Source organism: Roseovarius roseus, from assembly GCF_043355935.2.
GTDB lineage: Bacteria > Pseudomonadota > Alphaproteobacteria > Rhodobacterales > Rhodobacteraceae > Roseovarius > Roseovarius roseus.
In genome coordinates this window covers 1-15,159 of the sequence record NZ_JBHFPE020000007.1, presented here as the reverse complement: position 1 = coordinate 15,159, position 15,159 = coordinate 1, and the positions used below count along the sequence as shown (strand labels likewise).

General features: G+C 62.4%; 13 protein-coding genes. 9 read left to right on the top strand and 4 right to left on the bottom strand.

The window, feature by feature from the left end; translation table 11 throughout:
• Positions 1-18 precede the first annotated feature (18 nt).
• Entirely contained in the window at positions 19-1,413 is a 1,395-nt protein-coding gene (locus ACEWPL_RS12175; RefSeq protein ID WP_393929781.1) for a hydroxymethylglutaryl-CoA reductase, degradative, read from the bottom strand.
• Between the two features lie 26 nt (positions 1,414-1,439).
• Between ACEWPL_RS12175 and ACEWPL_RS12170 the strand changes: the two genes are divergently transcribed.
• Positions 1,440-2,837, top strand: a complete 1,398-nt coding sequence (locus tag ACEWPL_RS12170) for an aminotransferase-like domain-containing protein (RefSeq protein ID WP_393929783.1) — start codon at positions 1,440-1,442, stop codon at positions 2,835-2,837.
• Between the two features lie 874 nt (positions 2,838-3,711).
• On the opposite strand, the gene ACEWPL_RS12165 is transcribed toward ACEWPL_RS12170, so the two are convergent.
• The gene (locus ACEWPL_RS12165) at positions 3,712-3,936 is read right to left on the bottom strand and encodes a hexameric tyrosine-coordinated heme protein (protein WP_393929785.1); all 225 of its coding nucleotides are present in this window, start codon (positions 3,934-3,936) and stop codon (positions 3,712-3,714) included.
• 216 nt (positions 3,937-4,152) lie between these two features.
• Here ACEWPL_RS12165 and ACEWPL_RS12160 point away from each other — a divergent pair, with 216 nt between their 5' ends.
• The 8 genes from ACEWPL_RS12160 (at position 4,153) to ACEWPL_RS12125 (ending at position 13,247) form a co-directional block, all read left to right on the top strand.
• Positions 4,153-4,509 (top strand): hypothetical protein, encoded by a 357-nt coding sequence (locus ACEWPL_RS12160; protein ID WP_393929787.1) that lies wholly within the window; start codon positions 4,153-4,155, stop codon positions 4,507-4,509.
• Between the two features lie 139 nt (positions 4,510-4,648).
• Complete coding sequence (locus ACEWPL_RS12155; RefSeq protein WP_393929805.1) at positions 4,649-6,811, top strand: 4Fe-4S binding protein; 2,163 nt, start codon at positions 4,649-4,651, stop codon at positions 6,809-6,811.
• A complete protein-coding gene (nosZ, locus tag ACEWPL_RS12150) occupies positions 6,804-8,747 on the top strand; it encodes a TAT-dependent nitrous-oxide reductase (RefSeq protein WP_393929789.1) in 1,944 nt (647 codons plus the stop codon). Before ACEWPL_RS12155 ends, nosZ begins: the two co-directional genes overlap by 8 nt.
• A gap of 9 nt (positions 8,748-8,756) precedes the next feature.
• The gene (locus tag ACEWPL_RS12145; RefSeq protein WP_393929807.1) at positions 8,757-10,082 is read left to right on the top strand and encodes a nitrous oxide reductase family maturation protein NosD; all 1,326 of its coding nucleotides are present in this window, start codon (positions 8,757-8,759) and stop codon (positions 10,080-10,082) included.
• Positions 10,048-10,944, top strand: a complete 897-nt coding sequence (locus ACEWPL_RS12140; RefSeq protein ID WP_393929791.1) for an ABC transporter ATP-binding protein — start codon at positions 10,048-10,050, stop codon at positions 10,942-10,944. The genes ACEWPL_RS12145 and ACEWPL_RS12140 overlap by 35 nt, the downstream gene beginning before the upstream one ends.
• Positions 10,941-11,762 carry an ABC transporter permease gene (locus tag ACEWPL_RS12135; protein ID WP_393929793.1) on the top strand — a complete coding sequence of 274 codons (822 nt, stop codon included), beginning with the start codon at positions 10,941-10,943 and terminating at the stop codon, positions 11,760-11,762. Before ACEWPL_RS12140 ends, ACEWPL_RS12135 begins: the two co-directional genes overlap by 4 nt.
• On the top strand, positions 11,759-12,328 hold the full coding sequence (locus ACEWPL_RS12130) for a nitrous oxide reductase accessory protein NosL (RefSeq protein WP_393929795.1): 570 nt from the start codon (positions 11,759-11,761) through the stop codon (positions 12,326-12,328). The genes ACEWPL_RS12135 and ACEWPL_RS12130 overlap by 4 nt, the downstream gene beginning before the upstream one ends.
• A 1-nt stretch (position 12,329) precedes the next feature.
• Positions 12,330-13,247 (top strand): FAD:protein FMN transferase, encoded by a 918-nt coding sequence (locus tag ACEWPL_RS12125; RefSeq protein ID WP_393929797.1) that lies wholly within the window; start codon positions 12,330-12,332, stop codon positions 13,245-13,247.
• Positions 13,248-14,043: 796 nt separating this feature from the next.
• Here ACEWPL_RS12125 and ACEWPL_RS12120 read toward each other — a convergent pair.
• Together ACEWPL_RS12120 and ACEWPL_RS12115 are read right to left on the bottom strand one after the other, a co-directional pair.
• Positions 14,044-14,853, bottom strand: coding sequence for a class I SAM-dependent methyltransferase (locus tag ACEWPL_RS12120; protein ID WP_393929799.1), 810 nt, complete (start codon positions 14,851-14,853; stop codon positions 14,044-14,046).
• A complete protein-coding gene (locus ACEWPL_RS12115; protein WP_393929801.1) occupies positions 14,831-14,974 on the bottom strand; it encodes a hypothetical protein in 144 nt (47 codons plus the stop codon). The genes ACEWPL_RS12120 and ACEWPL_RS12115 overlap by 23 nt, the downstream gene beginning before the upstream one ends.
• Between the last annotated feature and the right edge of the window lie 185 nt (positions 14,975-15,159).

Genomic DNA, 15,159 nt, shown 5'->3' with positions numbered 1-15,159 from the left:
CAAGACGTTTCGGTATCGTCAGCTAGTCTTCTTAAGTTCCGCCTTGGCGCGGGCGACGCTCACATCGCCTGCGGCCACGATGGCCTTGGCCACGCGGCTGACATCGGCGCCGCTGGCGCCCGCGCTGATCGCGATGTTGCGCGCATGCAGCGCCATGTGCCCGCGCTGGATACCCTCTGTCGAGAGCGCGCGCAGCGCCGCCATGTTCTGCGCCAGACCAACGGCAGCGGTCACCTCCGCCAGCTCGGAGGCCGAGCCTACCTGAAGCATTGCCAGCGCCGCCTGCGCCGCAGGGTGGGTCCTGGTCGCACCGCCGACCAGACCGAGCGCCATGGGCAGCGCGATGGTGCCAGTCAGATGGCCATCCTTGCCCAGCTCCCAGTTGCTGAGCGAGGTATAGCGCCCCTCCCGCGCGGCATAGGCATGGGCGCCGGCCTCGATCGCGCGCCAGTCATTGCCCGTGGCCACCACAACCGGGTCGATCCCGTTCATGATGCCCTTGTTATGGGTCGCGGCGCGATAGGGATCGATCAGCGCAAGCGTGCAGGCCTCGACCATGCCCTGCGCAACATCGGTGCCCTTAAGTGTTTTGGTGTCCAGCGTAGCGGGGTCCAGTGTGACGCGCGCCCGCACGACGCGCAGATCGGCAAGGTTCGACAGGATCCGCAGCCGGACGTTACCGCCGGTGATCTTCTCCACTTCGGGAGCCAAAAGCTCGGCCATCGTGTTTACGGTATTCGCGCCCATCGCGTCGCGCACATCAACGATCAGATGCATCACCGCCATCGGCCCCACGGGCGTGGCCGGAAAGACATGCACCTCGATATCCTTGCAGCCGCCGCCCAGCTCGATCAGCACGGTATCGCGCGAATTGGCCAGCGCGATAAGCGCGTCCTTCTCTTCCAGGATGCGATGACGCGCGCCCTCGGGGTCGGTGATGCCCAGCACCTGCACCTGCGCGCGCATCAGCGGGCGGTCGGCACGTGCGTGAAAGCCGCCATTCGCGCGTGCGATCTTGGCCATATAGGAGGCGGCAGCGACCACCGAAGGCTCTTCGACCGCCATAGGGATCAGGTAATCGCGGCCATTGACCGTGAAATTCGTGGCCACCCCGAGAGGCAATTGAAACGTGCCGATCACATTCTCGATCATGCCATCCGCGCGCTCGGGCGACAGCGTGCCATTCCCGGATAGCGCGGCAATGTCATCCGCCTCTAGCCCGGCTGCACCGGCAGCGGCGCCCAGCCGCTCTTCCGGAGACATGTCACGCATGTTCTCAATGCGCGAATTGATCGCGCGGGTCTTGTCGTCACTCATGTCCACTCTCCTCCCGAGCGTTACAAGGCTTACGCCATATCGGGCCCCACCAAAAGATACACTTGCCGCAAACAGAAGCGCACTGTACCCACCCACAAAAGGGCACAGCCGAAGGGCGTAGCATGAGTAAGGCCGGGCAGATTACCGAGGCAATCAGGGGCGATATCGCAACCGAACGGCTTCGCCCAGGCGACCGCTTGCCGTCGCTGCGCGCAGCTCAGACTCTACATGGTGTATCGCGTAACACAGTGATCGAGGCCTATGGCCGCCTGACCGCACAGGGACTTGTCGATGCGCGGCACGGGGCCGGATTCTTTGTTGCGACACCGCAAGCGTCTGAGCGGCGCAATCAGCAGCCCGCGCACCTGATCGAAGCGGTGGACCGCATTTCGCTGCTACAGGAACAGTTGGACCAGCGGTTTCAGATGCGTCCCGGCGACGGGCGCCCGCCCGAAGCCTGGATGAAGTCCGCGCTGCCCGGCACCCTGCGCGGAGACCTTCTGCGCCATTTCGAGGGGGATCAGACGGCCTATGGCCGCGCACATGGGCACCTGCCCCTGCGCGAGATCATAGCCGCTCGTGCCCGGCGCATTGGACTGGAGGCGGCGCCCGAGCAGATCGTCACCACCTTCGGCGCCAATCATGCGCTTGATCTGGTGATCAGGCGCTTTTTGGAGCCCGGCGATGCGGTGCTGGTGGACGATCCCGGCTACTATCCCCTGATTGCCAAGCTGAAACTTGCACGTATCGACGTGATCGGCGTGCCGCGATGCGCAGACGGCCCGGATCTGGCGTTGCTGGAGCGGCTGGCGCGGCCAAGGACCGGCGCGGCGCCCAAGATGTTCTTCACCCAGTCAACAGGGCAGAATCCTACCGGAAGCTCGATGAGCCTCGCCAATGCACATGGCGTGCTGCGCATCGCCGCCCTCGCCGGCTTGCGGGTGATCGACAACGATCCCTTCACTGACCTGCCTGGCGAGACGGGCACGCGGTTGGCCGCACTCGATCAGTTCCGCAGCGTCATCGCGATATCGACCTACTCCAAGCTCCTCTCTGCCAGCTTTCGGGTGGGGTATATGATCGCCGCCCCGGATATCGCCCACGACATGGCCGAGCTGAAGCTGGTCACGACGATCAACAGCAGCCGCTTCTCCGAGTTGGTCATCACCGAACTGATCAAGAGCCAACGATATGAGCGCCATTTGGGCCAGTTGGTCACGCGACTGGATGCAGTGCGAAGCACCTATCATGCCCGAGTCGCTGCGCTAGGGCTGGCCCGTTTTGCGGAGAAGGAGCATGGGTATTACAGCTTCCTCCAATTGCCGCCCCGTATCGATGAGCGCAGCCTGGCGCGCGAAGCGGCGGCACGCGGCATCTTCCTTGCGCCGGGGCGGCTCTTCTATGCCGAGGGTGAGCGCGCGGATCCGACCACAGCCCCCGCGATGCGAGTCAACGTCGCCCATGCGGAGGACCCGCGATTCTACCAGTTCCTGCGGCACATCCTTCTTGGGAATAGTTGAGCCTTGTCATCCTCGTGATGTTGCACCCTACCAAGACGTTCCGCGCTGCGACACACCCGAAGCGGTTCACATCGCGACGCCGGATGCCCTGACCGAAAAGCTGCTGAGGCAAAACGCATATTGCGGGCACCTGTCTGTCGTTCCTGGCCGTCGCGGCGACTTGATCAAGGGTATCTGGCTCAATGGCCATCCGCATGAGCACTCACCACAAGGACTATACCGAATGGTATTCCCGCAGATAGCCGTGCCGGATGTGAAGTGCTGTGCCACGCCGGCCGTACTCACCAGGGCGGGTGCCCGTCGAAATTCAGGCGTAAGTTCTTGGGCGAGCAGCACTGCCACCGCTATGCCATTGCCTGATCGCGTCGCCGATCTCTACGCAGACGACAAGACGGCCGTGGATCACCGCCGGGTGAACAAGTGCGGTTGAGGCAGGCCAAGGCTGAGCCAGCCGTCAGTGATTTAGAACACTGGCTTGCCATGCGGCTCAACCCTATCTGCGGCAAGGCTCCGCTGACGCAGGCCATCCGATATGCAATTATCCGCATCAAACGGCTCAGGCACATTCTCGATCGCGCCATCCTCTAGCGAACAACACAGCTGGAAGAGGTAAGCGTTCGATAGCCGCCGACCGTCAGACCTGGCTTCGTGCCGTGTCCGGGTGGGGCAGTCGATCCGCCATCACCGCCTGCACGTTTATTGAGACGTCGAAGACGTTGGATCGGACATTGTGGCGCAATGCCCTGCCCGGCAGCGGATGGACGGCAAGGGCCGCTATCTGGACAACCTCCTCTTCAAGTGCCGGTGGCGCACCTTGAAATACGGGCGCGTATCGCTTGGGAAACCGCGTCTCAGGCCCGTGTGGGTTTCCGCGCTACTTCCAATATCCGTTCGCTGCGGCAACAGTGGCGAAATGCGTCGCCACGACCTGGCTGACGGCGATCAGTGCATCCGAATCCTCTGCGTAATGGGGACGCATCCGCTCGCGTTCCGCGGCGTCGGGCTGGGTCATCTTGACCGCGACGCGCGACAGTTTAACCGCCAGTTCATAACCCTCTTCGGGCGTTTCGGTGATCAAGGTGGGAAGCCAGGCTGTCATGGCGTATCCTTCCGGTTGGGAGTGAAAACTTCACGCTGCCACACGCGGTGCGATATTATCAATCGTGAAATGATCAGGCGAGGTGATAGGAGCGACGCGCTGGCATCTGGTTGACCTCACGATAAGCGGACTTATTCTGGGGTCGAGCTTGATCTAGAACAAACTTCCGGCAGAAAACATGTGAGATCCAGTGCCATGCTCATAGGATTCGCCCGCTTGCTATTGTTGATTACCGCGCTTCTGGCCATGGCCAGCGGCCCGATGGCGCGCTCGGCCATGCCGACCACGGCGGCGGGCGTCGATATAGTCGTGATCTGCATCAATGGGGCAGCGGTCGACGTCGTGGTCGATGCGGAGGGCCAGCCCGTCCCGCATGACCCTGCCGCCGCTTGCGACACTTGTCCCGCCTGCGCGCTGACAGGCACTACCGCACCGACACAGTCAGGCTTTCCTGTTCTCGCCGCGTCTTTCACCGCTTTCTTGGCTGCGGACCGCGCAGCCTTCCCGCCGCGCGGCTTGTCCGCCCACCGTGCCCATGCACGCGGTCCACCCCTAAAACAAAAGAATATCTGATATGCCTGCCCGCATCTGCACCCATCGCGCCCCTCGCCCGGCAACGCCTGCCAACACGGCCCCGATTGCCCGGCACCCCCGCCTCTCCTACATGGTCTCTTGCCTTATTGGCCTTGCCGCGCTGTTGCTTGCCTCGGTGATGCCCGGCGATGGCGCGCGCGCCCAGGCGGCGCAATCGGTGCTGGCGGAATATATTGGCGACGTGGCGCCCGGCGATCTGGCAGCGGGTGCCGATGCCTTTGGCCCTATTCGCGACGACATGCCGGTGGCCCCGCTGCTGCAGGGGGGTGAGCGGATCGGCTGGGCCTTTATCGCGTCCGATTACGTTGGCACGACGGGCTATTCGGGCAAGCCCATCCACACGATGGTCGCCGTAGACGATGATGCCATCGTTCTGGGCGTCAAACTGGTCAAGCATTCCGAGCCGATCGTTCTGATCGGCATTCCCGATTCCAAGATTCAGGCGCTGGCGGCGAATTACGCCGGGCTTGATCTGGTGAAAGAGGCGGAATCGGGCGGCACGGCGCATGAGCTGGACATCATTGCCGGCGCAACCGTGACGATCATGGTGATCGACGATTCGATCGTGCGCGCCGGCCTCAAGGTGGCACGCGATCTGGGGCTTGGCGGGCTGACCGCCCCGGATGCGCCCACCGGCCCCGAATTCGAGATCAACCCCGAGGCGACCGCGCCGCAGGACTGGGAAACGCTGGCCGGCGACGGCACGCTGCGGCGGCTGTCGCTGGACGTGGGCGAGGTGAACGCGGCCTTCGAGGCGATGGACGACCCGCGCGCCGCGCGCCGCGCGCTCAAGAACCCGCCCGAAACCAGTTTCATCGACATGTATATGGGCCTCGTCTCGGTCCCCGCCGTGGGTGAGGCACTTCTGGGCAGCGCCGAGAATGCCAACCTGCAGGACTGGCTGGAAGAGGACGAGCACGCGATCATGGTGGCCGGGGGCGGCCTCTATTCCTTCAAGGGGTCGGGCTATGTCCGGGGCGGCATCTTTGACCGGATCGTCCTGATTCAGGGCGATACCTCGGTGCGGTTCCGCGACAAGATGCACCGGAGGCTGGGCGCCGTCGCCGCCGTCGGCGCGCCCGAGCTGAGCGAGACGGACCTTTTCAAGATCCCCGCCGATGCCGGTTTCGATCCCACCGAGCCCTTCCGCCTACAACTGCTGGTGCAGCGCGACGTGGCGGCGATCGAGCGGGTCTTTACCACTTTCGAGATGAGCTACGATCTGCCCGCTCAATACATGCAGGAAGTGCCCGGCAGCGCCCCGGCCCCTGCCGCACCGACGGGCGCCCAGCTTGCGGCCGATCAGGATGAGCTGGCCGCGCAGTCAGCCCTGTGGAAACGCATCTGGGCCGACAAGACGCAGGAAATCATCGTGCTGTCGGTGATGTTGACGATCCTGACGGGCGCGTTCTTCTTTCAGGGCTTCCTTACCCGGTCCGAGCGCGTCACCTACTGGTTTCGCATGACGTTCCTGACGGTCACGCTGGTCTATCTGGGCTGGTATGCCAACGCGCAGCTTTCGGTGGTCAACCTCATGGCGCTCTTCGGCGCGCTGACCAGCGATTTCAGCTGGCAAGCCTTCCTGCTGGATCCGCTCACCTTCATCCTGTGGTTCGCGGTCGCAGCCGCGCTGATCTTCTGGGGGCGTGGGGCCTATTGCGGCTGGCTCTGCCCGTTCGGCGCGCTGCAGGAGCTGCTCAACCAGATCGGCCGCAAGCTGGGCATTCCGCAATGGACGCTGCCCTGGGGACTCCATGAGCGACTCTGGCCCATCAAATACATGATCTTCCTTGGCCTTTTCGGCGTCTCGCTGGCCTCGATCGAGCGGGCCGAGGTTTATGCCGAGGTCGAGCCCTTCAAGACCGCGATCATCCTCAATTTCATGCGCGCCTGGCCCTTCGTGGCCTATGTCGTCGCGCTGCTGGTGGCGGGCCTTTTCGTCGAGCGGTTCTTCTGCCGCTACCTCTGCCCGCTCGGCGCGGGGCTGGCCATCCCGGCCCGGCTGCGCATGTTCGACTGGCTGAAACGCTACAAGGAATGCGGCAACCCCTGCCAGACCTGCGCCCATGAATGCTTTGTGCAGGCCATCCATCCCACTGGAGAGATCAACCCCAATGAGTGCCTGAACTGCATGCATTGCCAGGTGCTGTATCAATCCAAGGAGAAGTGCCCGGTCGTGATCCGCAAGCTCAAACGGCGCGAGTCCGCGTCGCGCGGCTCGGCGGATCTGGACCGGGCGATCAAGAACCACCCCAACCTGAAGGAGACTTCCAATGTCTGACGACACAAAAAAACACGGCATCAGCCGCCGGGGCCTTTTGGGCGCCACGGGCGGCGCAGCCCTCTTGGGCGGTTCGGGCGCGGCGCGCATGGCGCTGCTGGGCGGCGCGGCGGGCGCGGCCACGGTTGCCTCCACAGGCAAGGCCTCGGCCGCGGTTCCCGGCATCAACCTCGAGCCGGGCGAGCTGGACGAGTATTACGGCTTCTGGTCCTCGGGCCAGACCGGCGAGCTGCGCATCCTCGGCTTTCCGTCCATGCGTGAGCTGATGCGCGTTCCGGTCTTCAACCGCTGCTCGGCCACCGGCTGGGGGCAGACGAATGAGAGCTTGGCGATCTTTGAAGAGGGCATGCTGCCCGAAACCAAGGCGTTCCTGGCGGCCAACGGCAAGCGCGTGCATGACAATGGCGATTTGCACCACCCGCACATGTCATTCACCGACGGCACCTATGACGGGCGCTACCTGTTCATGAACGACAAGGCCAACACGCGCGTCGCGCGGGTGCGCTGCGACGTGATGAAGACCGACAAGATCACCGAGATCCCCAACGCCAAGGCGATCCACGGCCTGCGTCCGCAGAAGTTCCCGCGCACCGGCTATGTCTTTGCCAATGGCGAGGACGAGACGCCGATGGTCAATGACGGCACCGTTCTGGACGAGCCGGAAAAGTACGTGAACTTCTTCACCGCGCTTGACGGCGACACGATGGAAATCGCGTGGCAGGTGATCGTCTCGGGCAATCTCGACAACACCGATTGCGACTATCAGGGCAAATACGCCTTCTCGACCTCCTACAACTCGGAGATGGGCATGACCTTGGCCGAGATGACCGAAGCTGAGCGCGACCATGTCGTGATCTTCAACCTCAAGGAAATTGAGGCAGGCATCGAGGCCGGAGATTATCAGGAGCTGAACGGCGTCAAGGTGATCGACGGGCGCAAGGGTCAGAACAAGAAATACACCCGCTACGTGCCGATCCCCAGCAGCCCGCACGGCATCAATACCGCGCCCGACATGAATTATGTCGTGGTGAACGGCAAGCTGTCCCCGACATGTTCGGTTCTGGACGTGCGCAAGATGGATGCGCTTTTCGACGAGGACGCCGATCCCCGCTCGATCGTCGTGGCCGAGCCGGAGCTGGGCCTTGGGCCGCTTCACACCGCGTTCGATGGCAAGGGCTACGCCTACACCACCCTCTTCCTCGACAGCCAGATGGTAAAGTGGCACGTCGAGGACGCGATCAAGCTTTACAATGGCGAGGATATCGATCCGATCGTGTCGAAGGTGGACGTGCATTATCAGCCGGGCCACAACCACACCACCATGGGCGAAACCAAAGAGGCCGATGGCCGCTGGCTTCTGTCGCTCAACAAGTTCTCCAAGGACCGCTTCCTGAATGTCGGCCCGCTCAAACCCGAGAACGAGCAGATCATCGATATCTCGACCGATGACATGAAAGTGGTGCATGACGGCCCGACCTTTGCCGAGCCGCATGACGTGATCCTCGTGCGGCGCGATATCGTCAATCCCGTCGATATCTGGGACCGCAACGACAAGATGTGGGCAAAGACGCGCGAGCAGGCCGAGGCAGATGGCGTCGATATCGACGATTACATGGACACGATCATTCGCGACGGCAACAAGGTGCGCGTCTACATGTCCAGCCAGGCGCCGATGTTCTCGCTCGACAAGTTCGAGGTCGAAGAGGGCAACGAAGTCACGGTCATCATCACCAACCTCGATGACATCGACGATTTGTCCCACGGCTTCACGCTGAACAACCACGGTGTTGCTATGGAGATCTCGCCACAGCAGACGTCCTCGGTCACGTTCACGGCGGCCAAGCCGGGCGTCTACTGGTATTACTGCCAGTGGTTCTGCCACGCGCTCCATATGGAGATGCGCGGCCGGATGCTGGTCAAACCGAAGGCGACCTGACCCATGGCAATGCTCCGCCTCCTGCTGGCCGCCTGCGTTCTGGCGATGCCTGCATGGGCCGAAACCGTTATGGTTCCGGCAGGTGGCGGAGCGTTGCAGAATGCGATCGCGGGGGCTGCTCCCGGCGATGTGCTGATCCTTGCGCCGGGCCGGCATGACGGCCCGGTCACACTGACCGAAACGCTGACGCTGGACGGGCAGAACAAGGCCGAGATCGTCGGGACCGAAGAAGGCTCGGTCGTGACGGTGACCGGCGATGACATCACGGTCCGTGGGCTGACGATCACCGGATCCGGCAGCAGCCACACGACCATCGACAGCGGCGTGCAACTGACCAAGACGGCGCGGCGCGCACTGGTCGAGAACAACACGATCCTTGGCAATCTCTTTGGCGTCGACATCCACGGCGCGAACAACAGCATCGTTCGGGGCAACACCATCGTCGGGCGCCGGGACCGGCGCATGAATGATCGCGGCAATGGCGTCTATGTCTGGAATGCCACCGGCGCCGAGGTGATTGGCAACGACATCCGCTACGGCCGCGATGGCATCTTCGTGAACACCTCGCGGCGCAACGTCTTTCGCGGCAATCTCTTCCGCGACCTGCGCTTTGCGGTGCATTACATGTATGCCAATGACAGCGAAGTGTCGGGCAATGTGTCCATCGGCAACCATCTGGGCTATGCCTTGATGTTTTCCGACCGGGTTCAGGTGCTGGACAATCTGTCGCTGAATGATCGCGATCACGGCATCATGCTGAACTATGCCAACCAATCCGACGTTCAGGGCAATCTGGTGCAGGGCGGGGCCGAGAAATGCACGTTCATCTACAACGCCCACCGCAACCTGATCGCCGACAACCGCTTTGAGGGCTGCGATATCGGCATCCATTTCACCGCCGGGTCCGAGCGGAACGCGCTGACCGGAAACGCCTTTGTCGGCAACCGCACGCAGGTAAAATATGTCGGCACGACCGATGTCGAATGGAGTTTTGAAGGCCGCGGCAATTACTGGTCCGATCATCCGGCCTTCGATCTGGATGGCGACGGGCGCGCCGACAGCGCGTTTCGCCCCAATGACCTGATGGATCATATCCTCTGGTCACAGCCTTCGGCGGCCCTTCTGATGGGTGCTCCGGCGGTGCAGCTGGTGCGCTGGTCGCAAAGCAGCTTCCCCGCCACCCTGCCTGGCGGTGTGCTGGACAGTCACCCGATGATGGCACCGGTGGAGATTGCCGTGCCCGATGACATGGCCGATCTGGCCGAGGAAAGCGCCGGACGCTGGCGCGATGGAAAGACGAATGACGCAGAGTTTGATCCTCTCGCAACTCACTAAGACCTACGCGGGCATCCCTGCGCTGCGCGATGTCGCGCTCGAGGTCGCCCCGGGCGAGCGTGTTGCGCTGCTGGGCCACAATGGCGCCGGCAAATCCACGATGATGAAGATTATCCTGGGGCTGATCCCCTATGACAGCGGCCAGATCGAGGTTCTGGGCGCTGCACCCGGATCAACTTGCGCGCGCGCGCAAGTTGCCTATCTGCCGGAAAACGTGGCTTTCCACCCCGCGCTGAGCGGGCTGGAGCAGATCCGCCATTTCCTGCGCCTGCGTGGCCTGCCCGCAAGCGGCGCGATGGAGCTCTTGGCTCGTGTCGGGCTGGCGGATGCGGCGAAGCGGCGGATCGGCACCTATTCCAAGGGGATGCGTCAGCGGATCGGCCTCGCGCAGGCGCTGATCGGCCAACCCCGCCTTCTGGTACTGGACGAGCCGACAAGCGGCCTCGATCCGGTCTCGCGCCGTGATTTCTACACGCTGCTGGACGGGCTGGCAGCCGAAGGCGCCGCGATCCTTCTGTCGAGCCATGCGTTGACCGAGGTCGAGGCGCGCACCGACCGTCTGATCATCCTCTCGCAGGGCCGCGTCGTCACCCAAGGTACCCTGCCCGACCTGCGCCGCGCCGCGAACCTGCCCGTGACACTGCATGTCATCCCGCAACCCGGCGCCGAAGACAAGCTGACGGCGGCCCTTCCGAGAGGGCGTATGAACGGCACGGGCCTGCATCTGGACGTGGCGCAGAATGACAAGCTGCCGGTCCTGTCGCAGATCACGGCGCTCAAGGATCTGGTGGCCGATATCGAGATCACCCCGCCCAGCCTGGAAGACATCTATAGCCACTACAGCCGGAGGGACGGGCAATGACGCGTATCCTTTCCACCGCGATGACCGAATTCCGCATTGCGCTGCGCAATCGCTGGGTGGCGATCGCGGTGCTGATGATGGTGGTCTTTTCACTGGTCCTCTCTGCCGCCGGGTCGGCACCCACGGGCGCGCTCGGGACCGATCGGCTATCGGTGACGGTGGCGAGCCTCACATCGCTCAGCGTCTACCTCGTGCCGCTGGTCGCGCTGCTCATGTCCTTCGACGCCATCGCCGGCGAGGTCGAGCGCGGCACGCTCCCCTTGCTTTTGACCTATCCCGGCAACCGGGCGGAGCTGCTCCTTGGCAAACTGGCGGCGCATCTGGCGGTGCTCACGCTGGCCATCGTCGCGGGCTATGGCAGCGCCGCGATCGCGGCGTGGCTGGTCGATCCCGAGGCGCTGCGGGGCTTGCCCGCGCTCCTGCGGCTGGTCTGGAGCTCGGCCCTGCTCGGAGCCACGTTCCTCTGCCTTGGCTATGCGCTGTCGGCCCTCTCGCGGCGCCCCTCGGGTGCAGCGGGTCTGGCGATCGGGCTCTGGCTGGGCATGATCGTGCTTTATGACCTGGGTCTTCTGGCTGCCATCGTCGCCGATAGCGGCGGATGGTTCACCACGGATCTCTTCCCCTGGTTGCTGGTCGCCAATCCGGCGGATGCGTTCCGACTCTTCAATCTGGCGGCGTCGGACGCCACCGCAGCAGCCGCAGGCATCGGCGGCGCGGCCAATGCGATCCCGCCGCTTTATGCGCTGCTGTCGATCCTGATCTGGCCACTCCTGGCACTTGCCGCCTCGGTGCTGGCCTTTCGAAAGGTGACGCCATGAAGCTCCCTCTTGCCCTTCTTTGCATCCTTGCGCTGGCGGCCTGCCGCGACGAGGCCGAGGCGCCGGACCCCGTGCGCATGACGCAAGATGCCGTTGGCCATTTCTGCCAGATGAACCTGCTCGAACATGCCGGACCGAAGGCGCAGGTGCATCTCGAGGGACTGCCCGGCATGCCGCTCTTTTTCAGCCAGGTCCGCGATGCCATCGCGTATCAGCGCATGCCCGAACAGAGCCACGCCATCACCGCGATATATGTGCAGGACGTGGGCAGCGTGCCCAGCTGGGACGCGCCGGGACAGGATCACTGGATCGCGGCCGAGGATGCCTATTACGTGCTCGGCTCGGATCGCATGGGCGGCATGGGGGCGCCAGAAACGGTCTCCTTCGCCGCTGAAGGCGCTGCCGAAGATTTCGCCGCCGCCCATGGCGGCCGGATCCTGCGCCTGACGCAGATCCCCGATGCCGCCGTTCTGGCGCCCGTGGCCGACGGCCCACAGAGCAACGCCGACGACGAAGCCGATTTTTCCGACCGGCTTCGCAAGCTATCCAATGAGAGGAAGAACTGAGATGTCCAGATTGTCCCGCCGCCGCTTCTTGACCATCAGCGCAGGGGCCGTCGCAACTGCCGCCGGCGCCTTTGCCGGCAGCGTCTCGGCTGCGCCCGAGGTAACGCAGTGGCGCGGCATGGCACTGGGCGCGCGCACCACGCTAACGCTGGCGCATGCCGATGCAGGCCGCATTGCCGCAGACGTGGCGCGTGAATTGGAGCGGCTGGAGGATATCTTCAGCCTCTACAAACCCGCCTCGGCCCTGTCGCGCCTCAACGCACAGGGCCAGCTTACCGCGCCGCCGTTTGAGCTGCTGGAATGCCTGTCGCTGTGCGACCGCGTCCATACCCTGACCGGCGGCCTCTTTGATCCGACGATCCAGCCGCTCTGGTCCGCATGGGCGCGGCACTACAGCAATGATGTCAGCGGCCCCGATTTGGCGCAGGCACAGACCTTGATCGGCTGGCAAAATGTCGGCTTTGACAGCGATGCCGTGCGGCTGAAACGCGCCGGCATGGCCCTGACGCTGAACGGGATCGCGCAAGGTTATATCGCGGATCGCATCGCCGCGATCCTGCGCGCCGAGGGGCTGGAAAACGTCATGGTCGATACCGGCGAACTGGCGGCCATCGGTGGCCATCCCGGCGGCGGCGATTGGTCCGTGACGCTGAAATCGGGCGGGCAGACCCATCTGCGCGACATGGCGATGGCTACCTCCGCGCCGCGCGGCACCTCTTTTGACGCTGCAGGGACAGCGGGTCACATCCTCAGCCCAGTCAGCGGACAGCCGGCGGATACGCCGTGGCGCCAGATCTCGATCTCGGGGCGCAGTGCGGCAATGGCTGATGGTCTGACCACCGCGGCCTGTCTGATGGATCGCGCCGCCATACAAAGCGCCGTAGAGACAACAAAAATGCGGCTGGTGCATTTGTCCTGAAGCGTCCGGCCCGTCAGGGCCGCGCGCCCCGCTCCAGCACGCCAACGCGCAAATTGAACAGCCATTCGAAACGGTCATAAGTCTTTTCGATATGCGTGACGGCGACGATTCAGGGCTCCTATTCGACCGCCAGCTTGCGCATGAGCTCCACAACGATGCCTGCCCGTATACTGTGTTGGTCTTTACGATGAACCCCGGCCGCGTTCATCGCTTGGACACTTGACGCCGAGCGAATGATGGCCCACCGAACCAGACCCGAAAACCCATCTGGAACACCGGACCAGACACGGGATGAACGCCGCGGAATGCCACGATTCTCAATACGGAACCGCCTGAATAGAGGATATTCGTAAGCGTTGCATCTGACCCCGCCTGATGAGCCTGTTATCTCAAGATCCAAAGGCCAATCTTGGCACTGCGCACCCAGATGGAACGCTGAGCTGGTCCCGTTTTCCTGAACAGTTTTTCGTCCCTGCTCAGGTGTATCAGTTTGTGTAATCAGGCCGCTTTCTCCAGTTCCGCCTAAACCAGTCGTTGGTGACTCGTTCGGCGAATGACCACTCACAATCCGAAGCCGACGTGACATCCGGTGCGCGCCACCCCAAAATCTTTGGATGATAGGGCGGAAAGTGTGAATTCGCTGCGCCCGCAAACTAAATTGGGCAACCTGAAGAAAGTAGACGCTCGGTGCTGCACCAAGTCTTTTGCGGTGTGCAAGTGCGGAGAACGGCAGATTCGAGCCCAAAGTGCAAAAATTACGCCTTGCAGCGAATGACGACTTTGCAAATAGGCTGGCCTATTTTGCCACCCCCGAGAACACGATGCTCGGCATTGGAATTTTATAGCAACCATCCGACAAGTATTGCGATGCTGCTTCATCTATTTCTTCTCGAATTGATGCTTGCACGTTAACCTCTTGCCTATCTAAGATCAGCGGGACGCGGACGCCAAACGTCATGAAGAAGTCAAATAAGCTGGGGCCCGGCGCATGAAGAATATTCTCGACAACTTCCGCCTTGATGTCGGTGAAGCCGGCGCTTTTCATCATTTCTGAAACCTGCGCTTCATCGGACAAAGCGTAAGCATTCGGTGCCGGGTCTGCCCGGGACATGTCGGCATGTCGACCGATAACATCAAGCATTAGTTTATAACATTCAGACCGATCCGGCCCAAGCCATTGACTGAAAACAAATCTGCCGCTTGGCTTTAGAACACGCCGGGCCTCTGACATGGCACGTTCAGGGTCAGTGACGTGAAACAAGACGATGTTGCAGAGTACTGCATCGAAAGTTTCATCTCGCATCGGCAAGTCTTCAACGTCCGCGACGGAAAACGCAATTCCGGGAAACTGGGCTTTGGCCCGCTCAACCATGTTTGCAGAGAAATCGATGCCCTTAACCTCTGCGCCAAGCAACTTTGCAATTGCCGCCACGTACCCCGGACCGCAGCCCGCATCGAGAACCTTTGCACCAGGAAAAAGGCGCGCATGGTCCAGTAGTTTGGGAATCGTTTGACGTGTGACCCGTGCCGTCGCGTCGCCATAATTGTCGGCACGCGATGACCAACCGTCGCGCTCGCCGTCTCTAAATGCCGAATAATCCACCATTGGTCTCCATTGACACCGCATCAGACACAATAAACCAGATTTTGGCAATCGCGGCAAAGCAGACGTTAATTGAGGAATGTTGAATGGTCGCTTCGTCCGCATTGCTGCCGTTGGCCGTCATGTTCGGCACCGATCTTGCTTGCAGACGTGGCGTAGGTCCGACTTGAGCCCAGAACTACGTGCTCACAATCATTCGGGATTATTTTGGCGAAGCACTTTAGGGTCAGGACTCATAGCCAATAGATCACGATCGCAGCGAGGGCGATTGCGGATAGAAAGACTTTTGGGCATCTGTCGTATCGGGTT